A 23,506-nucleotide genomic window follows, 5' to 3' on the forward strand; every position below is an offset into this window, starting at 1 on the left:
GCCTCAGGCCAGCAGCTTACGCAGCTCGGCCTTGGCGATTTTTTCAAGCGTCGAGCGTGGCATCTCGTCCACGAAGTGGATTTCGCGCGGCACCTTGAAATCCGCCAGCCCGCTCTTGCAGGCCGCCATGACATTGTCATGCAGCGCCGGTGGCGCCTGCGCGACGCCGGCGTGCGGGATGATGAAAACCACGGGCACCTCATCCAGCATGGAATGTTTTTTGCCGACGACGGCAGCTTCGCGCACGCCAGGCACGGTGATGACCACCTGCTCGATCTCGGAAGCCGCGACATTCTCGCCGCCGACCTTCAACATGTCCTTGGCGCGGTCACCAAACTTAATATAGCCGCGCTCGAGCAGCGTGACGCGGTCGCCGGTGATGAAGAAGCCGTTGGTGTCGAAACTGTCTGAGGTCGCGGCTTCGTTGTGCAGATACTCCTTGAACAGCGACAGGCCGGGAATGCCCTTGATCGTGAGATTGCCGGTCTCGCCCACGGCGGTCGGCGTGCCGTCGTCATTGGTGACGCGGATGCCGTATTCGGTTGCGGTGCGGCCGATGGACATGGGCGTGTTGGGCTGATCGACCTCGCCGATGATGCCGTGGGTGATGGTCTCGGTCATGCCCCACCAGCCGATGATCTTGACGCCGAATTTGGCGAAGGCCGGCGGATCGCAGAACGACGCACCCCACATTCGGAAATGATGCTTCGGCACCTCATATTCGAGCAGCGCCTTCATGCAGAACGGGATGGTCGAAAGCCATGTCGCGCGATGTTCGATGGCGACGGACCAGAACCGGCGCGCGGAGAAGCGCGGTTGGAGCACGATGGAGGCGCCGCCCCACAGCGTCGCCAACATCGAATAGGCCAGTGCATTGGTATGGAATAGCGGCAGATAGGTCATATGTGTATCGAACGCATGCAGGTCTTGATGCGCAGCATTCACCTTGCCGCCCCATAGCGCATTGGCATGGGTCCACAGCACGGCCTTGGGCCGGGACGTAGTGCCCGACGTATATTGCACGCTGCAATGCGCCCAGGGATCGACCGGGCGGCGCGGGCGGTCGGTACTGTCGGCGAATAGCGCATCAAAACGCTCGGCCTTGCCGACCGCGTAGCCATCGGCCAGCGCGCCGGCATTGTGCGAGGTCACGGCGATCCAGCGCAGTTTCCGGCAATTAGCGGCGACGAGCTCGGCATAGGATGGTTGCGTGATCGCCGCGACCGCGCCGCAGTGATCCGCAAAATATTCGATCTCCGCGGCTGACGAGCGGGTATTCGTGGTGACGGCGATGGCGCCGAGTTCGACGCAGGCGAACCAGGCCAGCAGCATCTCGACGCAGTTGTCGAGATGGATCAACACATAGTCGCCCTTGACGATGCCGCGTCTGGCGAGGCCTGCGGAAAGTGCGCCGACGCGATCGTAGAATTCGCCATAAGTCCATGGCCGCGCCGGTGCGTCGAATGGCGACCAGATGATGAAGGGGTGATCGCGCCGCGTTTCCGCACGCATGCGCAGTAGCCATGGCACGTCCATGCCGTCAAACGGGCTGATCGAGCCGGGAATCATGACGGGATTCGTGGCGGGCTGGGGCATGTATCCTCCAATGGAAGCCGCTCAAGGCCCGCCTGTGCGGTGCGGCTTTCTTATTATTGTTTTTGCTGAGGATGTTGTGCCATCGGCGGCGGGGCGGCGCAAACCGCGGCCGCGTGCAGGATCAACCTATTTCGTAAGATGAAATTTCGATCAGGCTGCCATCGGGATCCCGGCAATAGATCGAGCGCAAGGTACCGCGCGCGCCCTGTTTGGCGACCGGGCCTTCCTCGATGGCGACGCCGCAAGCGTCGAGATGCGCGACCACGGCGTCAGGCGGCGATGCCGTGAGAAAACAGAGGTCATCGCTGCCGGCCATTTCATGATCCGCCGTGAACCACTCGACCTTATGGGCGCTGATTGGCCGCAGATTGATCTTTTGCGCGCCAAAACTCACCGATGTACGCGGCAACTTGTCTGGACCGGGATCGAACACCTTCACCTCCATGCCCAGGACGCGTTGATACCAGGTGGCGGAACGCTGGACATCAGTGACATTCAGGACGAGATGATCGAGGGCCGTGACGGTGAGGGACATGAAATGGTCCTTGGCTTTCTCTTGACGCTTCTTTGGGCTGGTGCCGCAGTAGTGTCGCACTGGTCGATAGTTGAATTGTTTGGTAGATACGGCCGTTGTCAATTCAACACACGCTGACCGCGCGCAAAGTTTCGGCAGCCGGAGGGAATAAAATATGACGTCACGTCGTGCCGCGATCGGTCTGATTGCGCTTGGCTTTTCTGTTTTTGCTGCGACCGCTCTCGTTCCTGTCAGCTCGGCGCTGGCCGTGGATTATCCGACGCGGCCGGTTCGCTTTGTCGTCGGCTACCCCGCCGGCGGTGCAACAGATATTCTGGCCCGCCTGATCGGGCAAAAGCTATCCGAGCGAACCGGTCAGCAATTTGTCGTCGAGAACAAGCCGGGCGCCGGCAACAATATCGGTACTGAATCCGTCGTGAATGCAGAGCCCGATGGCTACACTATCCTCTTGGTCAATCCGGCGAACTACATCAATGCGACGTTGTATGGGAAGCTGAACTTCAATTTCGTGCGCGACATCGCGCCTGTCGCCGCCTTCCATCGCACTGCCAATGTGATGACCGTCAACAAGGATATTACGGCGAAGACCGTCGGGGAATTCATCGCCTATGTGAAGGCCAATCCGGGCAAGGTGAATATGGCGTCGTCGGGCAACGGCACCTCGGTGCATTTGTCCGGCGAGATGTTCATGATGCTGTCGGGCGCCAAGATGCAGCATGTGCCCTATCGCGGCGCCGCACCGGCGATCACCGATATGCTCGGCGGTCAGGTCCAGGTGATCTTCGACAACATGCCGTCAATCATCCAGCACATCCGCTCGGGCAGCCTGCGTGCGCTGGCGGTGACGACCACCGAGAAATCATCGCTGTTACCCGATGTGCCGACCGTCGCCGAAACCGTACCGGGTTATGAGGCCAGCGCCTTGTTCGGCATGGGTGCGCCGAAGAAGACTCCGCCGGAGATCATCGCCAAGCTCAACGCCGACGTAAATGCGGTGCTGGCCGATCCGGCAGTCAAGGCCAAGCTGATCGATCTCGGCGGCGAGCCGCTGATCGGGCCGCCGGAAGCCTTCGGCAAGATGATCGTCGCGGAGACCGAGAAATGGGAAAAAGTGGTCAAGGCGGCGGGCCTTAAGGTCGAATGAACCCATGCGGCACTACGGTATCTAATCCTCGTGATTGCGCCAGCATAAGCGCGTGATCACGAGACTGGGATGTACCGGAGCCTGCGGGAACGTTCATCCGCAGGCTCTGTTGCTTTCCGAAGACATCACAGGACCGCTGCCCGCGGAGGAGAAGACATGATGCGTAATCTGATGCTGGCCGTGCTGGCTGTTGGTGGTATTTCAGCCATGTCTTCTGGCTCTGCAACTGCCGCCCCGGCCTATCCCTATTGCATCCAGTCGCAGGCCTTCGGGACTGATTGTTCCTATCCGAGCTATGAAGCGTGCCGAGCAACTGCATCAGGCCGTGGTGTCGATTGCATCGTTAATCCGAGCCTGGCGTTCAGCCCGCAGCCTTACGGCGAACCACGCCGCAGCCGACGTTCCGCTGCGTACTAAAGCGAAACGGCAGGACGGCGGATGCTAAGGCTTCGGTTTCTTCGCCAGCCAGATCACATGACGGGCGCCGCCGCGTGTGCCGGTTGCGCGAATCTTGATCTCTTCCGCGTTGAAACCTGCTTTGCCTAAGAGAGCGGTGAATTTGTCGTATGGAAATGACGACCATACCGCGAGCACGCCGCCGGGACTGAGCGCAGCGTGAGATGCGCGTAACCCGTTCAGATCATAGAGAGCATCGTTCGATTTTCGCGTCAGGCCTTCCGGTCCGTTGTCGACGTCGAGGAGGATCGCATCATATTTGCCGCGCGCGCTGGCGATGGCCTTGACTACATCGCCTTCAATAATTTCTACGCGTGGATCACTCAGGCTGTCGCCGGACAGCTCGGCCATTGGGCCACGTGCCCAAGCGACGATTGCGGGCACCAGCTCGACCACGCTGATCTTCGCCGTCGGTCCCAGCACCTTTAGCGCAGCGCGTAATGTAAAGCCCATGCCATAGCCACCGATCAAAAGCCGCGGCGCTTGCATGTCCTTGAGACGGAAACAGGTAAGCGTAGCCAGCGCTTCCTCGGAGCCGAACAGCCGACTGCTCATCAGTTCGTTCTGGCCGAGCTTAATGGTGAATTCGTGCCCGCGCTGCATCAGGCGCAGCGGCACGCCGCCGCCGGGTACTTCGGTCGTATCGATCAGTTTCCAGGGAAGCACGGGTATCTTTCGTCAAGCGATTGCACGCGGCCGGTGGTAGCGCGAGAACCGGGCTCCATGCAACTCGGTTGGCGCGGTCCTTATGGTGGCTGCCGCTATACACCATACTACGGCCCGTTCCCGGGCGACGGGTGGAAGCCGTAAGCCAAACGTGACGCTGCGTCGCACGTCGCACCATCTGAATGTCGATCAGCTGAAAGGCCAGCCTCAAAGCTGGCCTTTCTGTTGCGCAAACATTGAAGCGCAGTGTTTAATGTGTTGCCTTGGTCCATCTATCGATGGCCTGGAGATACCTTTTATGACGATGCGGTTCACACCGGGTGCGGTGACGCTGGCAGACTGGCGGTCGATCTATCGGGGGGTTGTACCAGTTCTCGATCAGAGGTGTATTCCCCGCATTAATGCCAGTGTTGCGGCAGTTACCCGGATCGTCGCCAAGGGCGAGCCCGTCTATGGCATCAATACAGGCTTCGGAAAACTTGCTCATGTCGGCATAGAAGCCGAAAGCATCACGACCCTGCAGAAAAACATCGTGCTGTCGCATTGCGTTGGCGTCGGTGACCCGGCGCCAGCACCAGTGGTGCGGCTGATGATGTGTCTCAAGCTTGCGAGTCTGGCGCAGGGTTTCTCTGGTGTCCGCATGGAGACGGTCCAGTTGCTTAGCGCCATGATCGCGCATGACATCACGCCCATCGTGCCGGCGCAGGGATCGGTTGGCGCCTCGGGCGATCTGGCCCCGCTCGCGCATATGGCGTCGGTCATGATCGGTGTCGGCGAGGCGCTGACGACGTCCGGTCGATTGCCGGCGATGGAGGCGCTCGCCAGTGCTGGTCTGCAGCCGATTGAATTGCAAGCCAAGGAAGGACTGGCGCTGCTCAATGGCACGCAGTTTTCGACGGCCTATGCGCTTGCGGGATTGTTCGAGGCCGAAATCCTGTTCAAGACCGCCATTGTCAGTGGGGCGCTCTCGACCGATGCCGCGCGGGGGTCCGACACGCCGTTCGATCCACGCATCCATCAACTGCGCAAGCATGAAGGGCAGATCGTTTCGGCCCAGGCATTGAAGGAACTTCTCGCCGGCAGCGCGATTCGCGAGTCACACCGCACCGGTGATGTGCGTGTTCAGGATCCTTATTGCCTCCGCTGTCAGCCTCAGGTGATGGGCGCCGCGCTGGATGTTTTGCGGCAGGTGGCCACCACGCTTCTCACTGAAGCGAATGGCGTCTCTGACAACCCTCTGATCTTTGCCGACGACGATATCGCGATCTCCGGTGGCAACTTCCATGCGGCGCCGGTTGCCTTTGCTGCGGATATGATGGCGCTTGCGATCTGTGAGATTGGGTCGATCTCTGAGCGCCGGATCGCCATGCTGGTGGATCCGGCACTCTCCGGTGTGCCCGCATTCCTGACACCGAAGCCAGGGCTCAATTCGGGCTTCATGATCGCTCAGGTCACTGCCGCAGCGCTGGTTTCGGAGAACAAGCAGCGCGCCTATCCGGCCAGTGTTGATTCGATTCCGACATCGGCCAATCAGGAAGATCACGTCTCGATGGCTGCCCATGCAGCACGTCGGCTGCTGCCGATGATCGAGAATGCGATGGCCGTCATTGCCATCGAGTTGCTAGCGGGTGCGCAAGGCTGTGATTTTCATGCGCCGCTCAAGTCCAGCGATCGCCTTGAAGGGGTTCGTGAACGTATCCGGGCCGACGTCGCCCATCTCGACGACGACCGATATTTCCATGACGACATTCAGAAATCGATCGGTCTCGTACGATCCGGAGCAATCGTCGCGGCGGCAAATCTCGAATCGATTCCGGGTGTCTAGAGCGCGGGAGAGCGATCACCCGATCGCAGTCTTGATCACACTCAGCAATTCCTGGAACGGCTCCGCGCAGGACGGGTCGGTCGGGTGCTGTTGCAGTACGTCGTAGATCTTGGGCACGAGTTGAACGGCCTGGTCGAGTTCGCTGTCCCGACCGGGCTGATAGCCGCCCATCAGGCGAAGGTCGCGTGTGTCTTCGAAACGCGCGATCATGGCGCGCAGCTTGCGCACCAAATTGGCTTCTTCCGGCGACCACACATGCTGGCCGAGGCGCGACACCGATGACAGCACATTGACCGCGGGATAGCGGCCCTGATCGGCGACGTCGCGGTCCAGCATGATGTGTCCGTCCAGCGTACCGCGCACCGTATCTGCAACGGGTTCGTTGTGATCGTCACCGTCGATCAGTACGGCAAAGACGCCGGTAATGGAGCCTTGGCCTTCAAGGCCCGGTCCCGAACGCTCCAGCAGTCGCGGAAGCTCGCTGAACACGCTTGGCGCATAGCCGCGTGCGATCGCCGGCTCGCCGGTGGCGAGTGCGACTTCGCGTGATGCATGGGCGAAGCGCGTTACCGAATCGACGATCAACAGCACCGATTCGCCGCGATCGCGGAAATATTCGGCGATGGTCATCGCCGTCTTCGGTGCCAGCCGCCGCATCATCGGGCTTTCGTCGCTGGTCGAGACGACTGTGATCGCGCGGGTCTTGTGATGGATCAGCGATTCCTCGAGAAATTCACGCACTTCGCGGCCACGCTCACCGACAAGTGCCGTGACGACGGTGTCGAAGCCGGAACCGCGCGCGAGCATCGAGAGCAGGGTGGTCTTGCCGACGCCGGAACCGGCGAAAACGCCGATGCGTTGGCCGATGCAAAGCGGTGTGAAGAGATCGACCACACGGACGCCGGTACGCAGCGGCTTGCTCACGCGCGAACGGTTCATTGCGGGCGGAGGATTGGCGTCGGTCTGCATTTCACGCTCGCCGACCGGCATGTCGCCGGCACCATCCAGCGGCTCACCGAGCGCATTGATGACACGGCCTTTCCACGCCGGGTGCGGCGACAGCGTCTTGGGTGGCATCCGGAAGGCGGGAACCCCGAGACCCGCCGCGAAGTGCGAATCAAACGGCTTGGCCGTGACGCCGTCATTATCGATTCGCACGACTTCGCCGAGATGGAGTTGCTTATCAATCTCCAATCCGATCAGCTCGCCGAGTTTGACGTAGCGCGAGAGGCCCGAGACACGAAAATGCGTCGGCGTCACCTCGGACACCATCCCGCCAACACGCACCGTCGGCACATCCCGGCGTAGCGTTGCGATGGTCGATTCGAGTTTCTCAAGCGCGTTCATCAGGCTCTCCCGCCGTTCACGTCAGGCATCAGGCCTTTGGATCGCCCAAGGTCCGAATGGCGCCCTGCATGGTGCTTTCGGAATTGTCGATCAATGAGCTGACACTCTGAAAGGTGCGCTGGGCGGTCATCATCTGCGTGAGTTCAGTCAGAGGATCGACATTCGATCCTTCCACATAGCCCTGCTGAAAGCCGACTGTGACGAAATCGAGCGCGGTGGTCGCTGGCTTGCTCGGAATCACGCCCGACGTTCCGAAACGTTCCAGCTTTGCGTCCGGTGCGATATCGAACAAGCCGAGCTGACCGACCTGGATGCGGCCCTGCGAAATCGTCCCATCGCGCACGATCGTTAGCGGGCCGGCATCTGGATCGACGATGATCGGCGTGCCGCCTGAGTCGAGCACCGGATAGCCGGTCAGTGTCTGAAGCTGGCCGTTGATATCGATCTGCATACGGCCGTCGCGCGTATAGACGGGGCCGTTCGGGCCAGCAAACGCCATCCATGTCGTGTTGCCGGGATCCGGGCCGCCGGGATACGCGGCCATGCTGTTTCCTGTCACCGCCACGTCAAGGGTATTGCCGGTCTGGGTGATAGCGCCTTCCTTGCGCGAGATGAAATTTTCGCCAGGCGAGGAGAACGCGACTGCCTGCGTTGCTGCGCGCGACATCGCAGTCTCGAATTTCACGGCATCGGCGCGAAACGCCGCCGTTTTCATATTGGCCATATTATTGGCGATGGTTTCAAGTCGCTTCTCGAGCGAGACTTGGGCCGAGAGGCTGACATAGAGTGCTGATTGCATTTTATCGTCCGAGTTTCAGGTTCTGCAGGGTGGCCAGCAAGTCTGTGCTCAGGCCCATTGATAACTTGCGATTGTCGAGACCATCGGCAGGGAATTCCCAGTCTGCGGGTGCACGGGAGCGAGATTGGCCTCAAACTCCCCGGACAAGCTTGTGCGGGGCTGGCCGCCGCAGACACATGTCAGCCTCGTGCAAGCATCGTTGCCTAAGTGAATTGCATCCTCAATTTGGAGCGGTGCGCTTGAGCATTCTCTTTGGTGTCATAATCACACTCGCCAGTCTGATCGGGGGCTTCACCGCGATGGGCGGGCATCTCAGCGTGATATGGCAGCCTTGGGAGTTCGTCATTATTATGGGGATGTCGCTGGGCACCTATGTGATCGCGAACCCCTGGAAGACTGTCGTCGATACCGGCCGCGCCACCGTGCAGGCCCTGACTGTCGCAGTGCCGAAGCAGCGTCATTACCTCGATCTACTCGGGCTTTTGCATTCGCTGATGCGTGAAGTGCGGAATAAGGGCCGCAACGAGGTGGAGGCCCATATCGATGACCCGACGTCATCTGAAATCTTCACCGCCTTCCCGACGGTGCTCGCCAACGAGCCTCTTCTGCACTTCATCTGTGACTATTTTCGCCTGATCATCATGGGCAGTGCGCGGCCGCATGAGATCGAAGCGTTGATGGACGAAGAGATCGAGACCATCATCCGCAGCAAGATGAAGCCATACGGCTCGTTGATGATGGTCGCTGAAGGCCTGCCGGCCCTCGGCATCGTCGCCGCAGTGCTCGGTGTCATCAAGGCGATGGGTGCGCTTGATCAGTCTCCGAAATTGCTCGGTGGCTTCATCGGAGCGGCTCTGGTCGGCACCTTTGCGGGCATCTTTCTGTCCTACGGACTCGTTGCGCCGCTCGCGCACAAGATCAAGCTGGTGCGCGAGCAGCGCGCCCGGATGTATGTGATTGTCAAGCAGTCGCTGCTGGCCTTCATGAATGGGGCTTTGCCACAGATCGCGATCGAGCATGGTCGCAAGATGATCGGCCCCGGTGAACGCCCGTCGATTGATGTCGTCGAAAGCGAAACTATCTCCGGCGGTCCTGCGAAGGCGTCACCAGCTGAACCCTCGGCGAAAGCGGGAGCACGGGCCTGATGTCAGAAGTGAAGTCAGGCCGCGTGGATCAAGGATCGGATCAACTTCTAGGAGCCGCCGGAATTTCCGTCGAACGCATGCCCATGCTGCATGTGATTTTCGACCAGATGACGAATCTCTGCGCCGAAAGCCTACGATCTATGTCGCCGTCGCAGTCGTATTTCTCGTTGAGCAGCGTGGGCAGCGATCGTCTCTCCGATATCCTCGATCGCTATGAAGGCGAAGCCATTGCCGCGGTGTTCTATGCGCAAGCATGGGATGCGCGCATCCTGATCGGTTTCGATCGCGATTTCGTCTATACGATGATCGAGCTCCTATTCGGCGCCGATGGTGCGGAGCCGCCGCTGGATATGCCCCGGGTGTTTTCGAATGTGGAACTGCATGTCGCGCAGTCGCTGTTCGAGCGCTTCGGTAAGGCACTGCAGGCATCATTCGATCGCGCTTCCGACGTGACGTTCAATCTGGAACGCGTCGAAACGCGCATGGATTACCTCGCGATCGGTCGCCTTAACAACATGGCTGTTTGCGCGAAGATCCTGTTGCAGGGTCTCGATCGCGGCGGCGAGATGTTCATCGTCATTCCGCATGCCGCGCTTAATCCAATCCGGCAGGCGCTGTCACAGATCGTATCCGGTGAATCGGCTTCCACCGATCCGAACTGGAGCCGCCAGCTCCATAGCGAAATCAAGCGAACCGAAGTCGTGCTGAAGGCGGTTCTCGAAGAGCGACAGTTTACCCTCGGCGAGGTCGCAAAGTTTCACGTCGGCCAGGTACTCAAGCTCAACGCCACACCGGACACCATGGTTCGCCTCGAATGCAATGATCAACGCCTGTTCTGGTGTCAGCTCGGCCAGATGAACGGCGTCTACTCACTGCAGGTCAAGGAATCGGCCGACCAAAAACGGGAATTTATCGATGGTATCCTCGCTCGTTGACATCATCCTTTTCGCAGCCCTGCTCTTCACGAGCATTCGCGTCACCAAGATGCATCGCGAGCTCGTCAAGTTGCGTGCCCATCAGGGCGAGTTCACCGCCGTGGTCGGCAAGACCAATGAGACGGTGGACGACATGGTGTTGATGGTGCGCGAATTCAGCTCGGACGGGCGGCAAATGGTCCAGGCGCTCGGTGACAAGATCGACGAGGCGCGCAAGGCCATCGTGGAAATCGATACTCGCACTGCGGCGCAAAATCCGGCTTAGGCCAAGATCTGAGATTTCAAGAAGGCAGGGGACATGAAGCAACCATTCGATATCGATCCAGTAAGCGCGGCACCCGCCACCGATCCGCTCAAGGCTGACGGCGCGTCGTTTGGCAAACTGGCTGATCTCGCGGCGCGCGCTGCCGAGGAGACGAGCCGGCTGACGAATCTCGAGCCGATCCTGCGCATCCCGGTCACGGTGCAGGTGCTGCTCGGCTCCGCGACTATGCCGGTTGCGGATCTGATGAAACTCGGCCGTGGCGCTGTGATCCCGCTCGACCACCGTGTGGGTGAGCCTGTCGAGGTCGTCGTCAACGGACGCATCGTCGCGCGTGGCGCGGTAGTCGTCGTGGAAGATGAAAATTCGCGTTTTGGTGTATCGCTGACGGAAATCGTCGGAGGAGCGGCCGGGGATTCGGACGCTTAAAGAGATTTTCCCAAAGAGATATTCCTTATGGCATTCAATGCACCTGCCAAACGCGCCGGCACCAGCGTCAAACCGTTGGGTGGCACCGAGAAAGCGGCAGCTCTTCTGTTGGCCATGGGGCGTGAGCTCTCGGGCGGCCTGCTTCGAGAGTTCGATCCCGAAGAGATCAAACTGGTCACGCGCGCTGCGGCCGAGCTCAAGCCCATCTCAGGGCCTGAACTTGAGGCGATCATCGAGGAGTTCGCACAGAATTTCTCGGAAGGTCCGAATATCTTCGGCACTGTCGGTGAGCTGGAGAAGCTGTTGAATGGTGTGCTGCCGCCGGAACAGATTACTGACATCATTTCCGAAGTTCTGGGCAACAAGACGAAATCGGTGTGGGAGCGCATCTCGCTCGTCTCGGAAAGTCTGCTCGCCAACTATCTTCTCAAAGAGCATCCGCAAACTGCCGCGCTCATTCTCTCGCGGGTAAAGCCGGCCTGCGCTGCCCGCGTGATGAGCCATCTGCCACCGGATATCCGTCACGACCTGATGCGACGTATGCTCAGCCTCAAGCCTGTTGTCGAGGATGCCATGAGCATTATCGAGAAAACGATGCATGAAGACTTCATGATCAACTTCGCTCGCAACCTGGCATCCGACACCTATCCGCGCATGGCTGACATCATCAACAAGATGGAGCGGACGCAGATGGAGGAATCGCTGAAGAACCTCACCGAATCGCGACCGAAGTCGGCCGAGATTCTGAAGGGTATGCTGTTCACCTTCGACGACATCGTCAACCTTACGGCCAAAGCGCGCATGCTGATCTTCGATCAGGTGCCAACCGACCGCGTGGTGATGGCGCTCAAGGGATCGGATACGACATTCCGCGAGCTCATTCTGTCGTCGTTGGCGTCGCGCACCCGTCGTCTGGTGGACCACGAACTGGCTAACGGCATCCCCGCAAATCAGCGCGAGATCCTGGACGCGCGGCGCGCCATTACCGACCTTGCGCTCGATATGGCCGGGCGCGGCGAAATTGAACTCAATCCCGATCAAGAAGACCAGCCGGTATTCACCTGAAGATAGAGCATTGTGTCTGACGAACCCGACAAGGACAGTAAAACCGAAGAGGCGACAGAGAAGAAGGTTCGTGATTCCGTTGAGAAGGGTCAAATCCCGGTCTCGCGCGAAGCGCCGATTTTCGCCTCTATGCTCGCGCTATTGATTATTCAAAGCTTCTTGACCACCGACAACGTCAGAAGGCTGACATTCACTTTAGCCCGATTGATCGACGATCCGTCGGGCATCCGCATCCGTAATGGAACGGATGCTATTGGGTTGCTCTCCGCGGTCGGTATGAGTGCGGCGGGACTGGTTATTCCGATTGTTATCGTCCTGATGCTGGCCGGGCTGGCGTCATCTTTCCTGCAGAACGCGCCGCGAATTGTGTTCGATCGCATCCAGCCGGAACTTTCGCGCATTTCGATTGCGAAGGGATGGGGCAGAATCTTCGGCGCGCAGGGACGTGTGGAATTCGGAAAATCGGTCTTCAAGTTCGTCGCTATCAGTCTGGTTGTGATGATCGTCTTGCGGGCTGAGGAGGCCGTGGCCGTGAATGCATTGTTTAGCGATCCGGCGGCTGTTCCGGAATTGGTGCTGACCACAGCAATGCGGCTTGTATCCGCCATCAGCATTGCGACCATTGTCCTGGTGTCGCTCGACCTCGTCTGGGCACGCTTCCATTGGCGCCGTGAACTGCGGATGACGAAGCAGGAAATCAAGGATGAATTCAAGCAGGCCGAAGGCGATCCGATCGTTAAATCGCGGCTACGCTCGCTGGCACGTGACCGCGCCCGCAAGTCGATGCTGGCGGCCGTGCCGCGCGCCACGCTGGTGATCGCGAATCCCACGCATTACGCGATTGCGCTGAAGTACAAGCAGGGCGAAGACGCTGCGCCGACGGTACTTGCAAAGGGACAGGATCTGGTTGCGCTGAAGATAAGGGAAATCGCCGAGAAGAACGGCGTACCCGTGGTGGAAGACAAAATGCTGGCGCGCTCGATGTATGATGTTGCATACATCGACAAAATGATCCCGTCAGAGTTCTTTCGCCCTGTTGCAGAAATCATCTACTTCCTGCATTCGCGCAAACAGAAGACAAACGCGTAAGTGCTCTGCGCATGTCGTGATGCGCATCTCCAGCCTCGGACAAGTTTCCATTTGTATACCATGACGAAGGAATCATGTTCGCCTGGGGGATAAGTGGGACCCGTCTATCTCTTCGACGTCGCCTCATCGCATGAGCGATGGCTGTCGCTGCGACAGTCCGCAATCTCGGCGAATGTCGCCAATGCGAACACGCCCGGCTATCGCGCGCAGGACATTGAGCCGTTCAACAAGATCCTCGATTCGAAAGTCGTGCCTGTAACGGTGACGTCGCCGGCGCATATCACGACCGGCTCATCGGTTGAGGCCCAAGGCATGCGCAAGGAAAAGAGCTGGGAGACCGTTCACTCCGGTAACTCCGTCAGCCTTGAGCAGGAGATGCTGAAGGCCGGCGATATCAATCGTGACTACTCGCTGAATACGGCGATCGTCAAATCGTTTCATCGCATGTTCATGACAAGCATGAAGACCTGAGGGAGTTGACAATGATTGACCCATTACAGGCATCCGTTCAGATCGCAAGTTCTGGCCTCGAGGCGCAATCAACTCGCCTGCGTGTGGTTTCGGAGAATCTTGCCAATGCCAATTCGACTGGACGTACGCCCGGCTCCGACCCCTATCGTCGAAAGACGACGACCTTCACGGCAGAAATGGATCGTGCCGCCGGCGTGCGCATGGTCAAGGTCAAAGATATCGGAACCGATCAGGCGCCGTTCCGCGTGGATTACGAGCCAGGCCATCCGGCGGCCGATGCAACCGGCTATGTGAGGCTGCCCAATGTTAACTCGCTAATCGAAATGGGGGACATGCGGGAAACCAATCGGTCCTTCGAAGCGAATCTTCAGGTCATCAAACAGGTGAGGTCCATGGTTTCGATGACCATCGATCTCTTGAGGAGCTAACAATGCTTGAAGCGGTATCCTCAGTCATCAGCAGTGCTGGCGAGCTCGCGAAAGCCAGCGAAGTCATAAATGCTGCTACGCCCGCGGTGCAGCCGGGCGCATCCACCGTTGGCTTCAACAACGTCCTCGAACAGGTCGCCGCCGATGCCATCGGTTCGATCAAGGCCGGCGAAGCCGCGTCGATCCAGTCTATTCACGGCAAGCTCTCGGCACAGAAGGTGGTCGAAGCAGTCATGTCTGCTGAACGGTCGTTGCAGATGGCTGTCGCCGTCCGCGACAAGGTCGTTGCGGCGTATCAAGAAGTCAGCCGAATGGCGATTTGAGGTTCAATCATGAGAGCTCTGGCCATCGCTGCCACCGGTATGGGCGCGCAGCAACTTAATGTCGAAGTGATCGCGAACAATATCGCGAACATCAATACGACCTCGTACAAGCGATCCCGCGCGGAATTCACCGATCTGTTCTATCAGATCGATCGTGCGCAGGGTGTGCCCAACCGAAGTGGTGAAGGCGCGGTGCCGGAGGGCGCGAAACTCGGTCTCGGCGTGCGTTCCGCGGCCGTGCGCAAACTGCATCTGCAGGGCGCCATGGCGCAAACCGGCAATACCTACGATCTCGCCATCAATGGTCGCGGCTGGTTCCAGATCGCCGGTCCCAACGGTGAGACGCTCTACACGCGCGCGGGCGCGTTCAACCTGAATGAAAATCGCCAGCTTGTGACGGCAGATGGCTATCTGGTGACGCCAGCGATCGTCGTTCCGCAAAATGCCGTGGACGTGATCGTCAACGAGTCCGGCCAGGTGTTTGCGAAGGTTGATGGCAACGTCGCGCCCGTTCAGCTCGGCCAGCTCTCGCTCGCGAACTTCTCCAATGAAGCCGGTCTGGATCCACTGGGCGGAAATCTCTATCGCGAGACAGTGTCATCCGGCGTGCCGGTTGTCGGCTTCGCGGGTGATATCGGCTATGGCAAGCTGCATCAGAACTACCTTGAGAGCTCGAATGTCGATCCGGTGAAGGAAATCACCGAGCTGATCTCGGCGCAGCGTTCCTATGAAATGAACTCCAAGGTCATCCAGGCGGCTGACGAGATGGCGTCGACCATCTCGAAGGGCATGCGGTAAATCCACAGAACGGGATCTCGGCCTGATGCGCGCAGTCACTATCGTCACCCGCTGGCTCGCGAGCTTCGTGCTCGCGGCTAGCATCGCAGGCGTCGCGAATGCGGCGGAAGATGCCGTCCGCTATCCCGTGCCAGCCACGGCTATCTATCCCGGCGACGTCATCCGGGATGAGATGATCATGGATCGCAACTTTGCGCCCAATATTCAGGGCGCAAGCGCATTCATCAACGACCGTGCGTCCCTCGTTGGTCGTATCGCTCGTCGTACGCTGTTGGCGGGGCACTTGATCCCGATCAACGGACTCGAAGATCTGAAGGCCGTCACCCGCGGGGCTGTGGTGAAGGTGCTCGTCGAGGATGATGGGCTGATCATCGTCACCTACGCGACATCCCTGCAGTCGGGCAGCGCTGGCATGATGGTGCAGCTTCGCAATCTCGATACCGGCGTCACCATCCGGGGCATCGTCCAGCAGGACGGATCAGTACGGATTCAGAACGGATGATGCTGCGTCTCCTTTGTGGTCTCCTGCTTTCGCTTTCGATCTCAACGGCGGATGCCGCCGTGCGTGTGAAGGACATCGCCAATCTCAAGGGCGTGCGCGAGAATCAGATCCTCGGCTATGGCCTTGTGATCGGCCTCAAGGGCACCGGTGACACGCTGCGCAACGCGCCGTTCACTGAACAGTCGTTGCAATCGATGCTCGACAATATGGGCATCAATATCCGTGGCACCTCATTGCGTACGCGCAACGTTGCCGCCGTCGTTGTGACGGCCGATCTGCCGCCGTTTGTCGCGGGCGGTTCGCGAATTGACGTCGCGATTTCGTCGCTGGGCGACGCCTCATCCCTGCTTGGTGGAACGTTGGTGATGACGCAATTGCGCGGCGCCGATGGCGAAACCTATGCCGTCGCGCAAGGCGCTATCGCTGTAGGCGGCTACAACGTCGAAGGCGCTGCACAAACGCTTAGCCAGGGGGTGGCCACGGCTGGCCGCATTCCCAACGGCGCGCTGATCGAGCGTGAAGTGAAGGGACGCTTCAGCGAGATGGAATCGCTTATTCTAGAATTGAAGAATCCTGACTTTGTGACCGCGACGCGCATCATGGATGCGATCAACGCTCACGGTAATGGACGTTACCAGAAGGTCGTGGCCTTTGAGCGCGATTATCGGACGATCGTGCTGTCGCGCCCACGCGGTACGTCGCCGGTGCGGTTCATCGCCGAGATCGAAGAATTACTGGTCGAGCCGGATACACCCGCGCGGGTGGTTGTCGACGAGCGCACCGGGACGGTGGTGATCGGCCGCAACGTGCAGATCTCGACCGTCGCCGTGACGCATGGAAATCTGTCGGTGCGGATCACCGAAGCGCCGATCGTGTCGCAGCCGTCACCATTTGCCCGTCGTGGCGAGACTGTGGTGGTGCCGCAGACCTTCATCGAAGCGAATGAGCCTGGCGCAAAGATCGCTATTCTGCGCGGCGCCGATCTGCAGCGACTGGTGCGCGGCCTTAATCAGATCGGTCTGAAGCCGCAGGGGATCATCGCGATCCTGCAGGCGATCAAATCGGCTGGCGCGCTGCAGGCAGAACTCGTCATCCAGTAGACCCGGGTCAGCGTCACGCAAGCCAAAGCGTGCAAGGCTCGCTCAGCTGAATCACGAGAACACTAATGGTGCGCGCCGGAAATCGATCGATCAAGTCTCTTCTGCTGATCGGCATGGTGATGTCGACGTCGGCATTTGCCGAGCCCGAGCAGAAGCTCTCGAAGCCGCTCAACCTTGGTGAATTTGCGAAGACGCCGCAGGTTGCACGCCCCCGCCCGGCCGCAAACAAGCAAGACCTTGTGGCGCGTTCGCTTGCTGATTCGGCGCTGATCACGGGCGCAATCGACAAGAAGGATAGCGCGGTCGCTAACTCGCAGGAATCCGACGTCGCCCGCTTTTGCAGTAACATCGCAGACCAGGCGCTCGATGCCCGTGTGGCGTGGCAGCAGAAAGAGCTGGAAGCCACCGAATCCAAGCTGAAGCTACGTATCGCCGAACTTGAGGCCAAGCGCGCCGAATATGAGGAATGGCTGAAGCTGCGCGAAGAATTCCTCAAAAAGGCGGAAGACAGCGTCGTCGAAATCTATTCGCGCATGAATCCGGAAGCTGCGGCACAGCAGATCGCCAGCATGGCTGACGATACGGCAGCTGCCGTGCTTGCCAAGCTGAGAGTCCGCGTTGCCAGCGCGATCCTCAATGAGATGGAGCCGGCACGGGGTGCACATCTCGCCGATACGCTCGCTGGTATGCGTCGCACAGACGACGGGAAAGCCAAGAAATGACGTGGTTGAGAGTGGTTCTGATCCCGGTCGCCCTTTCCTGCCTAACGGGATGCGCCAGCAATCTCGCCGAGGTTGGCCAGGCACCCTACATGTCGCCGATCGGCAACGGTATGCAGATCGATGCGCGCGCAATTCCAATCGAGAGACGCGCCTACCGCGGCGCGGGCCCTCAGTCGATCTGGAATGATCGTAAGGACCTTTATCGCGATTCGCGCGCTATGCGCGTCGGCGATCTCCTGACCGTCAATATCCTGATGAACGACAAGGCAATCCTCGACAACAAGACGGATCGGTCGCGTGACTCGCAGATCAAGGTGGAATCCGACTACTCGGCCAATATCGCTAAGTGGCTTTCTGCCGGAAATTTCGACACCAACGTCAAATCTCAATCGTCGAACAAAGGCGCCGGCAAGATCGATCGTAATGAAGAAGTGCGTTTCTCGGTTGCTGCCGTCGTTGTCGATGTGCTCCCGAACGGCAATCTCCTGGTCAGCGGCTCGCAGGAGATGCGGGTCAATTATGAGATGCGCATTGTCAATGTCGGCGGCATCGTGCGCCCGATCGATATCAGCCGAAACAATACTATTGCCTACGAGAAAGTCGCCGAAGCGCGCATTTCGTATGGCGGCCGCGGTCGTTCGATGGAAGTGCAACAACCGAACTGGGGTCAGCAGGTTTACGACCAGGTCGCGCCGTTCTGATGGGAAACGATCATGGCTGATAATGTCGCGAATGATGGTCAACGCCCCGGTTTCATGCAGTGGCTTGGCGCCCTGCTGCTCGTCACCGCGCTCTCGGTGGGGGCAGGAGCTCTCGCAAGCGTTCAGTTGATGTCGACGTTCCAGCGCATCAGTGAGAACCAGAAGGAGGCGCCCGAAAAGCCGATCCTGTCCGCCTTCAATGCCAATGATCGCCTGCGCAGGATCACACCGGTCGTGACCAATCTAGCAGCGCCGCCGAACGCCTGGATCCGCATGGAAGCATCGATCGTGACCGACAAATTGACTGAAGAGGAGGCGAGTATCGTGGTCGCTCGCATCGGCGAAGACCTCGTTGCCTATCTGCGCACGCTGACGCCCGCGCAAATCGAGGGCGCCCGTGGCCTGCAATATCTACGCGAAGATCTGAACGAGCGCGCACTCACGCGTTCGAGCGGCAAGGTGCGTGAGCTGATTATCGAAACCCTGGTGGTGCAATGAAGCGTCTCATTCCGATCCTGCTTCTGATGCTACTGCCGACTGCCGCAGTGGCGCAGGTGCCGGATCTGTCGACCCTGCTTCCGCAGGGTGAAGGCAGCGCCAGCGGCCGCATCATCCAGATGGTCGCGCTGCTGACGGTGCTGTCACTGGCGCCGGGCTTGCTGATCATGGTGACGAGTTTCACGAGATTCGTCGTTGCGCTCTCGTTCCTGCGTACCGGTCTCGGTCTGCAGACGACGCCGGCCAACATCGTGATGATCAGCCTCGCACTGTTCCTCACGTTTTATGTGATGGCGCCGACCTTCGATCGCGCGTGGGTGAACGGCCTTCAGCCGCTGATGAAGAACGAGATCACCGAGCAGGAAGCCTATTCGCGGGTCACAGATCCGTTCCGGGATTTCATGCTGCAGCATGTGCGTGAGAAGGATCTGCAGACCTTCGAGAACCTCGCTGCCGAGAGCATGAAGATCAAACTCGAAGGTCAGCGGGTCGATCTGCGAATCATCATTCCAGCATTCATGGTATCGGAGCTCCGCCGCGCATTCGAGATCGGCTTTCTTGTCGTCATGCCGTTCCTGGTGATCGACATGATCGTCGCAACGCTGACGATGTCGATGGGCATGATGATGATGCCGCCAACGGTGTTCGCGCTACCGTTCAAGGTACTATTCTTCGTGTTGATCGACGGCTGGAATTTGCTCGCCGTTGGTCTTGTGAAGTCGTTTCTATAGATCATTTGATTCATCACGATGTAAGTGACGAATCAAATGATCGCTGTTAACTATACGAGCCGCCGCCGCCTTCAGCTTTGGGTAAGGTTTGGCGGCTAGCTTGCAATTCACGACAGGTTGGGTCGATCAGATCGACATTCCAAAGGCATGATGCCGCCCTCTCGTACCGGTGAAAGTCCGGTATGTCCCCAGCAAATCAATCAAATTAAAGGGACATACGATGTCTAGCTTGATGACCAATACATCCGCCATGACCGCACTCCAGACCCTGCGGTCGGTCACGGATAGCCTTGCAACCACCCAGAACCGCATCTCCACGGGCTATCGCGTGTCGACCGCTTCGGACAACGCCGCTTACTGGTCGATCGCCACCACGATGCGTTCGGACGTTCAGGCTCTGGGTGCCGTGCAGGACGCCCTCGGCCTCGGCGCCGCGACCATCGACACCATGTATACCGGCCTGAGCGCCACGGTCGACGTCGTGTCGTCAATCAAGGCCAAGCTGGTTGCTGCCCGTACGCCGGGCGTCGATCGCGCGAAGATCCAGAGCGAAATCACCGAGCTGCAGAAGCAGCTGAAGAACACCGCCGACAGTGCGGTTTTCAACGGTGAAAACTGGATCTCGGGTGATTCGAGCAGCGCCAGCTACAACGCGACCAAGAGCGTCGTGTCGTCGTTCTCCCGCGCCGGTGGCGCAGTCAAGATCGATACGCTCTCGGTCGATCTCGCCGCCATCAAGCTCTATGACGCGAATGTCGACACAGCTTACAATGCCCAGACGTTCCCGACGGGCACCACCACGGCCTATGCTGCTGCCACCGACGTCGGTGGCAATATCACGGTGACAGTCGGTAGCGCTGCGGCGGTCAATGTCTCGATCGCCAAGGGCTCGTCACGTGAAGACGTTGCCGCGGCGATCAATTCGCTCGGCATCGACGGTCTGACGGTCGGCGTGGGAACCAACGGCACCACGCTCGAATTCAAGAGCCGCAACGCCGCCAACGTCGTGATCGATGCCAGCGTTGCCGGCCTTGGCGGCGCTGTCACGCTGACCGCGCTTGCCGCGCCCGTCACTTCTCAGAAGGGCGTTCTCGACGGCACCATGGACGCCTATAACGGCACTGCCTGGGAAACCTTCAGTGTTTCGTCGATGGACATCTCGAAGCTTACGGATAACGCCGCTGACCTCGCCAAGCTTGAGACCTACATCGCGGGCACCGATCAAGCGCTGGCCAAGATCACCGACTCGGCCACCAACCTCGGCGCCATCAAGAACCGCATCGGCCTGCAGCAGAACTTCGTCAAGACCCTGACCGACTCGCTCGATCGCGGTATTGGCCAGCTCGTCGACGCGGACATGAACGCCGAATCGACCCGCCTCCAGGCTCTGCAGGTTCAGCAGCAGCTCGGCATCCAGGCGCTGTCGATCGCGAACTCGGGCAGCCAGAGCATCCTGTCGCTGTTCCGCGGCTAATCGCTCTCGCATCGTGAACAGGAATGGCCGCGACCGTCATGGTCGCGGCCATTTCGTTTTCTAGCTCTCCGTAACCCTCGGACAAGCTTCACAATCGATGATCGATTCGGAAGTGGGCAGAGGTATTTATGGTCAATCGCGAGCACGCGCAGAAGCTCTGGAACAATTTGCTTGAGCTGGGTACGAAGCGTCTCATTCTGCTTGCGGTAGTTGGCCTCGCCGTATTCGGCGGTGTTGGCGGCGGCGCCTATTATATCAGCCGCCCGGAATACAACGTTCTCTATTCAGGCCTGAGCCGCGAAGACGTCACGCGTGTCAGTTCGGTGCTGCGCGATGCGAATATCGCTTTCGATCTGAATACGGCGGGGGATACCGTCTATGTTCGTCCCGGACAGACGGCGCAGGCGCGTACGTTGCTAGCCGACAAGGGTCTGCCCAGCACCACCGGCGGCGGTTATGAGCTGTTCGACAAGATTGGCTCTCTCGGCCTGACGTCATTCATGCAGGAAATCACGCGCGTGCGTGCGCTTGAGGGCGAGATCGCGCGGACGATCCAGGTTCTCAAAGGAGTCAAGGCGGCGCGCGTCCATATCGTGATGCCTGCGCGCGGCTCGTTCCGGCGCGAGCAGTCGCCGCCGTCGGCTTCGGTCGTATTGCGAACGGATGGTCCGGCGGATGCACGCACGGCACGCTCCGTGCGTCATCTCGTAGCCGCGGCCGTGCCGGGAATGACCGCGGACAAGGTCACCGTGCTCGACAGTGACGGTTCGCTGCTTTCGGACGATGACGGCAGCGGCAGCGTCGGGGCAACGCCGACCACGATGGCCAATTTGCAGAAGGTCGTCAGCCGCTCGATCCAAGAGAATGTGAGTCGGGCACTGACACCCTATCTGGGGCTCGATAATTTCGAGGTCAGTGTTGCGACCCAGCTGTCGACTGACAAGAAACAGACCAACGAGACGGTCTACGATCCGGATTCGCGGGTGCAGCGCTCTGTGCGCGCTGTGCGCGAGAAGGAAACGTCACAGAGCCTCGATCGCCAGCAGCCGACGACGGTTCAACAAAACCTGCCTGACCAGCAGGTCAATGCGACCGGTGCCAAGAATCAGAATGATGAGAAGCAACGCCGCGAAGACATCACCAATTACGAAGTGTCGTCGAAGACGGTGACGACCACGAGCGATGGTTTCGTGGTGAACAAGATGTTTCTCGCCGTTCTGGTCAACCGGCCGCGTCTCATTGCGAGCCTTGGCGACAAGGTGAGCGATGCTGCGATCGAAGCCAAGGTCGCGGAGATCTCGCAGATTGCTGCGACCGCAGCTGGCATCGATCGCCCGCGCGGCGACCAGATTCAGGTTTCGGCGGTTGAATTCATAGAAGGTGCGCGCGATCTCGCGCCGGTGCCGTCGATCACCTTCACCGAGGTGATGATGCGTCAGGCAGGCAGTCTCGTGAGTGCCATCACCATCCTGGCCGTGGCCGGCATGCTGATCTGGTTCGGTTTGCGCCCGGCAATCAATACGATTCTGGCGAGCGCGAAGACCGACGAGACAACGCAGTTCCAGGCGGAGACGAATGCGCTGCTCAGTGGCGGCAGCACGATGGCGACCGCGGCTCTGTCAGGAGGCGAGGCTCCGCCCAATCTTATCCAGGATGTCTCGAGTAGTATGCAGAATACACCGCAGAAGCGGTTGGAACAGATTATCCAGCTCGATGAGAAGCAGGCGGCAGCGATTCTGAAACAATGGATCAGACAAGAGGAAGCGGTATGAGCGCAGAGCAAGTCGCACGTCTGATCGCCGATTTCGATCGACCGGAGCTGGCAAAGACACGCAGCCGTGTCGTTCCGTTCGATCATCTGCATCACTCCAGCGTGCAGCCGCAACATCAGCCGCTTCTGCAGAAGGCAAAACAGCAACCGTCGTTTCAGCCGCAGCCGCAGACGCAACCAAAGCCACTCCCCGTGCAGGAGGATGATGGCTATGAGCGCGGTCGCGCCGAAGGCTATGCGAGTGCGCTCGCCGAGTTCGAGCGACGCCTGGAGCACGAGAAGCAGGCACTTGCGGCACAGGCCGCCGAGGAACGGCAGCAACTGCTCAACGAGACTGCAGCCAAGCTCGCCGGCGACATTGCCGAAATGGGTGACCAGTTACAGAGAAGAATCGCCGGCGTAGCCGCCCGACTTCTCGAACCGCTCATTAGTAACGCTGTGCAGAAACAGGCAGTTACGTCATTCATCGAGCATCTGTCGTCGATTACGACCGATAGCCGCCGCCCGGTCCTGCGCATCACTGGCCCATCGGAACTGCTCGACCTGATCCGCAGCAAGCTCGGTGTACGCGCCATTGCATCGGAACTGCGTGCGGGCCCCGAAGCGGAAGCGTCGATTGTCGTTGATCAGATCGTGCTTGAGACTCAGCTCAAGGTCTGGACCGAGCGATTGAAGATGGCGGTCCAAAGCTGAG

Annotated in this window: 27 protein-coding genes; 22 read left to right on the forward strand and 5 right to left on the reverse strand. The window is 59.4% G+C overall.

Annotated features, from left to right (window positions below):
- Positions 1 to 3: 3 nt before the first annotated feature.
- Together CIW50_RS03045 and CIW50_RS03050 are read right to left on the reverse strand one after the other, a co-directional pair.
- Complete coding sequence (locus tag CIW50_RS03045; protein ID WP_149529777.1) at positions 4 to 1,596, reverse strand: AMP-binding protein; 1,593 nt, start codon at positions 1,594 to 1,596, stop codon at positions 4 to 6.
- Between the two features lie 121 nt (positions 1,597 to 1,717).
- Positions 1,718 to 2,131 carry a VOC family protein gene (locus tag CIW50_RS03050; protein WP_149529778.1) on the reverse strand — a complete coding sequence of 138 codons (414 nt, stop codon included), beginning with the start codon at positions 2,129 to 2,131 and terminating at the stop codon, positions 1,718 to 1,720.
- 154 nt (positions 2,132 to 2,285) lie between these two features.
- Here CIW50_RS03050 and CIW50_RS03055 point away from each other — a divergent pair, with 154 nt between their 5' ends.
- Both CIW50_RS03055 and CIW50_RS03060 read left to right on the forward strand, forming a co-directional pair.
- On the forward strand, positions 2,286 to 3,275 hold the full coding sequence (locus CIW50_RS03055) for a Bug family tripartite tricarboxylate transporter substrate binding protein (RefSeq protein ID WP_149529779.1): 990 nt from the start codon (positions 2,286 to 2,288) through the stop codon (positions 3,273 to 3,275).
- Positions 3,276 to 3,431: 156 nt separating this feature from the next.
- Positions 3,432 to 3,692, forward strand: coding sequence for a DUF3551 domain-containing protein (locus CIW50_RS03060; protein ID WP_149529780.1), 261 nt, complete (start codon positions 3,432 to 3,434; stop codon positions 3,690 to 3,692).
- 24 nt (positions 3,693 to 3,716) lie between these two features.
- On the opposite strand, the gene CIW50_RS03065 is transcribed toward CIW50_RS03060, so the two are convergent.
- Entirely contained in the window at positions 3,717 to 4,397 is a 681-nt protein-coding gene (locus tag CIW50_RS03065) for a spermidine synthase (RefSeq protein ID WP_149529781.1), read from the reverse strand.
- A 298-nt stretch (positions 4,398 to 4,695) separates the two neighbouring features.
- Here CIW50_RS03065 and hutH point away from each other — a divergent pair, with 298 nt between their 5' ends.
- On the forward strand, positions 4,696 to 6,222 hold the full coding sequence (gene hutH, locus CIW50_RS03070) for a histidine ammonia-lyase (protein ID WP_149529782.1): 1,527 nt from the start codon (positions 4,696 to 4,698) through the stop codon (positions 6,220 to 6,222).
- Between the two features lie 15 nt (positions 6,223 to 6,237).
- Here hutH and fliI read toward each other — a convergent pair whose 3' ends face one another.
- Together fliI and flgF are read right to left on the reverse strand one after the other, a co-directional pair.
- Positions 6,238 to 7,569 (reverse strand): flagellar protein export ATPase FliI, encoded by a 1,332-nt coding sequence (gene fliI, locus CIW50_RS03075; RefSeq protein ID WP_149529783.1) that lies wholly within the window; start codon positions 7,567 to 7,569, stop codon positions 6,238 to 6,240.
- Positions 7,570 to 7,597: 28 nt separating this feature from the next.
- Positions 7,598 to 8,368: a flagellar basal-body rod protein FlgF gene (flgF, locus tag CIW50_RS03080; protein ID WP_149529784.1), complete on the reverse strand. Its 771-nt coding sequence runs from the start codon at positions 8,366 to 8,368 to the stop codon at positions 7,598 to 7,600.
- 239 nt (positions 8,369 to 8,607) lie between these two features.
- On the opposite strand from flgF, the gene motA reads away from it, so the two are divergent.
- The 19 genes from motA (at position 8,608) to CIW50_RS03175 (ending at position 23,505) form a co-directional block, all read left to right on the forward strand.
- Positions 8,608 to 9,513, forward strand: coding sequence for a flagellar motor stator protein MotA (motA, locus tag CIW50_RS03085; RefSeq protein ID WP_283808814.1), 906 nt, complete (start codon positions 8,608 to 8,610; stop codon positions 9,511 to 9,513).
- On the forward strand, positions 9,513 to 10,448 hold the full coding sequence (locus tag CIW50_RS03090; RefSeq protein ID WP_068729903.1) for a FliM/FliN family flagellar motor switch protein: 936 nt from the start codon (positions 9,513 to 9,515) through the stop codon (positions 10,446 to 10,448). The genes motA and CIW50_RS03090 overlap by 1 nt, the downstream gene beginning before the upstream one ends.
- Positions 10,429 to 10,713, forward strand: a complete 285-nt coding sequence (locus CIW50_RS03095) for a hypothetical protein (protein WP_149529785.1) — start codon at positions 10,429 to 10,431, stop codon at positions 10,711 to 10,713. The genes CIW50_RS03090 and CIW50_RS03095 overlap by 20 nt, the downstream gene beginning before the upstream one ends.
- A 33-nt stretch (positions 10,714 to 10,746) precedes the next feature.
- Positions 10,747 to 11,139: a flagellar motor switch protein FliN gene (gene fliN, locus CIW50_RS03100; protein WP_149529786.1), complete on the forward strand. Its 393-nt coding sequence runs from the start codon at positions 10,747 to 10,749 to the stop codon at positions 11,137 to 11,139.
- A gap of 27 nt (positions 11,140 to 11,166) precedes the next feature.
- Positions 11,167 to 12,204 (forward strand): flagellar motor switch protein FliG, encoded by a 1,038-nt coding sequence (locus CIW50_RS03105; RefSeq protein WP_149529787.1) that lies wholly within the window; start codon positions 11,167 to 11,169, stop codon positions 12,202 to 12,204.
- A gap of 12 nt (positions 12,205 to 12,216) precedes the next feature.
- Positions 12,217 to 13,293 carry a flagellar biosynthesis protein FlhB gene (gene flhB, locus CIW50_RS03110; protein ID WP_149529788.1) on the forward strand — a complete coding sequence of 359 codons (1,077 nt, stop codon included), beginning with the start codon at positions 12,217 to 12,219 and terminating at the stop codon, positions 13,291 to 13,293.
- Positions 13,294 to 13,386: 93 nt separating this feature from the next.
- Entirely contained in the window at positions 13,387 to 13,764 is a 378-nt protein-coding gene (gene flgB / locus CIW50_RS03115; protein ID WP_089263431.1) for a flagellar basal body rod protein FlgB, read from the forward strand.
- Between the two features lie 11 nt (positions 13,765 to 13,775).
- Positions 13,776 to 14,192, forward strand: a complete 417-nt coding sequence (flgC, locus tag CIW50_RS03120) for a flagellar basal body rod protein FlgC (protein ID WP_149529789.1) — start codon at positions 13,776 to 13,778, stop codon at positions 14,190 to 14,192.
- Between the two features lie 2 nt (positions 14,193 to 14,194).
- Positions 14,195 to 14,515, forward strand: coding sequence for a flagellar hook-basal body complex protein FliE (gene fliE / locus CIW50_RS03125; RefSeq protein ID WP_149529790.1), 321 nt, complete (start codon positions 14,195 to 14,197; stop codon positions 14,513 to 14,515).
- A gap of 9 nt (positions 14,516 to 14,524) precedes the next feature.
- Positions 14,525 to 15,313, forward strand: coding sequence for a flagellar basal-body rod protein FlgG (gene flgG / locus CIW50_RS03130; RefSeq protein ID WP_149529791.1), 789 nt, complete (start codon positions 14,525 to 14,527; stop codon positions 15,311 to 15,313).
- Between the two features lie 25 nt (positions 15,314 to 15,338).
- Positions 15,339 to 15,815: a flagellar basal body P-ring formation chaperone FlgA gene (gene flgA / locus CIW50_RS03135; protein ID WP_149529792.1), complete on the forward strand. Its 477-nt coding sequence runs from the start codon at positions 15,339 to 15,341 to the stop codon at positions 15,813 to 15,815.
- Entirely contained in the window at positions 15,815 to 16,915 is a 1,101-nt protein-coding gene (gene flgI, locus CIW50_RS03140) for a flagellar basal body P-ring protein FlgI (RefSeq protein ID WP_172980234.1), read from the forward strand. Before flgA ends, flgI begins: the two co-directional genes overlap by 1 nt.
- A gap of 65 nt (positions 16,916 to 16,980) precedes the next feature.
- Positions 16,981 to 17,637 (forward strand): MotE family protein, encoded by a 657-nt coding sequence (locus CIW50_RS29440; RefSeq protein ID WP_246664115.1) that lies wholly within the window; start codon positions 16,981 to 16,983, stop codon positions 17,635 to 17,637.
- Between the two features lie 5 nt (positions 17,638 to 17,642).
- A complete protein-coding gene (gene flgH, locus CIW50_RS03150) occupies positions 17,643 to 18,338 on the forward strand; it encodes a flagellar basal body L-ring protein FlgH (RefSeq protein ID WP_172980235.1) in 696 nt (231 codons plus the stop codon).
- A 12-nt stretch (positions 18,339 to 18,350) separates the two neighbouring features.
- Positions 18,351 to 18,836, forward strand: a complete 486-nt coding sequence (locus CIW50_RS03155; protein WP_246664116.1) for a flagellar basal body-associated FliL family protein — start codon at positions 18,351 to 18,353, stop codon at positions 18,834 to 18,836.
- The gene (fliP, locus tag CIW50_RS03160; protein ID WP_149529795.1) at positions 18,833 to 19,567 is read left to right on the forward strand and encodes a flagellar type III secretion system pore protein FliP; all 735 of its coding nucleotides are present in this window, start codon (positions 18,833 to 18,835) and stop codon (positions 19,565 to 19,567) included. Before CIW50_RS03155 ends, fliP begins: the two co-directional genes overlap by 4 nt.
- A 220-nt stretch (positions 19,568 to 19,787) precedes the next feature.
- Positions 19,788 to 21,041, forward strand: a complete 1,254-nt coding sequence (locus CIW50_RS03165) for a flagellin N-terminal helical domain-containing protein (RefSeq protein WP_149529796.1) — start codon at positions 19,788 to 19,790, stop codon at positions 21,039 to 21,041.
- Positions 21,042 to 21,169: 128 nt separating this feature from the next.
- Entirely contained in the window at positions 21,170 to 22,813 is a 1,644-nt protein-coding gene (fliF, locus tag CIW50_RS03170) for a flagellar basal-body MS-ring/collar protein FliF (RefSeq protein WP_149529797.1), read from the forward strand.
- Positions 22,810 to 23,505 (forward strand): hypothetical protein, encoded by a 696-nt coding sequence (locus tag CIW50_RS03175; RefSeq protein ID WP_149529798.1) that lies wholly within the window; start codon positions 22,810 to 22,812, stop codon positions 23,503 to 23,505. The genes fliF and CIW50_RS03175 overlap by 4 nt, the downstream gene beginning before the upstream one ends.
- Position 23,506: the final 1 nt, after the last annotated feature.

It is taken from the genome of Tardiphaga sp. P9-11 (assembly GCF_008329525.1).
Lineage (GTDB): Bacteria > Pseudomonadota > Alphaproteobacteria > Rhizobiales > Xanthobacteraceae > Tardiphaga.

Excerpts from the sequence above, each read along its gene's own strand:
- CIW50_RS03045 (WP_149529777.1), bottom strand. The coding sequence starts at position 1,596 with ATGCCCCAGCCCGCCACGAATCCCGTCATGATTCCCGGCTCGATCAGC.
- CIW50_RS03050 (WP_149529778.1), bottom strand. The coding sequence starts at position 2,131 with ATGTCCCTCACCGTCACGGCCCTCGATCATCTCGTCCTGAATGTCACT.
- CIW50_RS03055 (WP_149529779.1), top strand. The coding sequence starts at position 2,286 with ATGACGTCACGTCGTGCCGCGATCGGTCTGATTGCGCTTGGCTTTTCT.
- CIW50_RS03060 (WP_149529780.1), top strand. The coding sequence starts at position 3,432 with ATGATGCGTAATCTGATGCTGGCCGTGCTGGCTGTTGGTGGTATTTCA.
- hutH (WP_149529782.1), top strand. The coding sequence starts at position 4,696 with ATGACGATGCGGTTCACACCGGGTGCGGTGACGCTGGCAGACTGGCGG.
- fliI (WP_149529783.1), bottom strand. The coding sequence starts at position 7,569 with ATGAACGCGCTTGAGAAACTCGAATCGACCATCGCAACGCTACGCCGG.
- flgF (WP_149529784.1), bottom strand. The coding sequence starts at position 8,368 with ATGCAATCAGCACTCTATGTCAGCCTCTCGGCCCAAGTCTCGCTCGAG.
- CIW50_RS03090 (WP_068729903.1), top strand. The coding sequence starts at position 9,513 with ATGTCAGAAGTGAAGTCAGGCCGCGTGGATCAAGGATCGGATCAACTT.
- CIW50_RS03095 (WP_149529785.1), top strand. The coding sequence starts at position 10,429 with ATGGTATCCTCGCTCGTTGACATCATCCTTTTCGCAGCCCTGCTCTTC.
- fliN (WP_149529786.1), top strand. The coding sequence starts at position 10,747 with ATGAAGCAACCATTCGATATCGATCCAGTAAGCGCGGCACCCGCCACC.
- CIW50_RS03105 (WP_149529787.1), top strand. The coding sequence starts at position 11,167 with ATGGCATTCAATGCACCTGCCAAACGCGCCGGCACCAGCGTCAAACCG.
- flgC (WP_149529789.1), top strand. The coding sequence starts at position 13,776 with ATGATTGACCCATTACAGGCATCCGTTCAGATCGCAAGTTCTGGCCTC.
- fliE (WP_149529790.1), top strand. The coding sequence starts at position 14,195 with ATGCTTGAAGCGGTATCCTCAGTCATCAGCAGTGCTGGCGAGCTCGCG.
- flgG (WP_149529791.1), top strand. The coding sequence starts at position 14,525 with ATGAGAGCTCTGGCCATCGCTGCCACCGGTATGGGCGCGCAGCAACTT.
- flgA (WP_149529792.1), top strand. The coding sequence starts at position 15,339 with ATGCGCGCAGTCACTATCGTCACCCGCTGGCTCGCGAGCTTCGTGCTC.
- flgI (WP_172980234.1), top strand. The coding sequence starts at position 15,815 with ATGCTGCGTCTCCTTTGTGGTCTCCTGCTTTCGCTTTCGATCTCAACG.
- CIW50_RS29440 (WP_246664115.1), top strand. The coding sequence starts at position 16,981 with ATGGTGCGCGCCGGAAATCGATCGATCAAGTCTCTTCTGCTGATCGGC.
- CIW50_RS03155 (WP_246664116.1), top strand. The coding sequence starts at position 18,351 with ATGGCTGATAATGTCGCGAATGATGGTCAACGCCCCGGTTTCATGCAG.
- fliP (WP_149529795.1), top strand. The coding sequence starts at position 18,833 with ATGAAGCGTCTCATTCCGATCCTGCTTCTGATGCTACTGCCGACTGCC.
- CIW50_RS03165 (WP_149529796.1), top strand. The coding sequence starts at position 19,788 with ATGTCTAGCTTGATGACCAATACATCCGCCATGACCGCACTCCAGACC.
- fliF (WP_149529797.1), top strand. The coding sequence starts at position 21,170 with ATGGTCAATCGCGAGCACGCGCAGAAGCTCTGGAACAATTTGCTTGAG.
- CIW50_RS03175 (WP_149529798.1), top strand. The coding sequence starts at position 22,810 with ATGAGCGCAGAGCAAGTCGCACGTCTGATCGCCGATTTCGATCGACCG.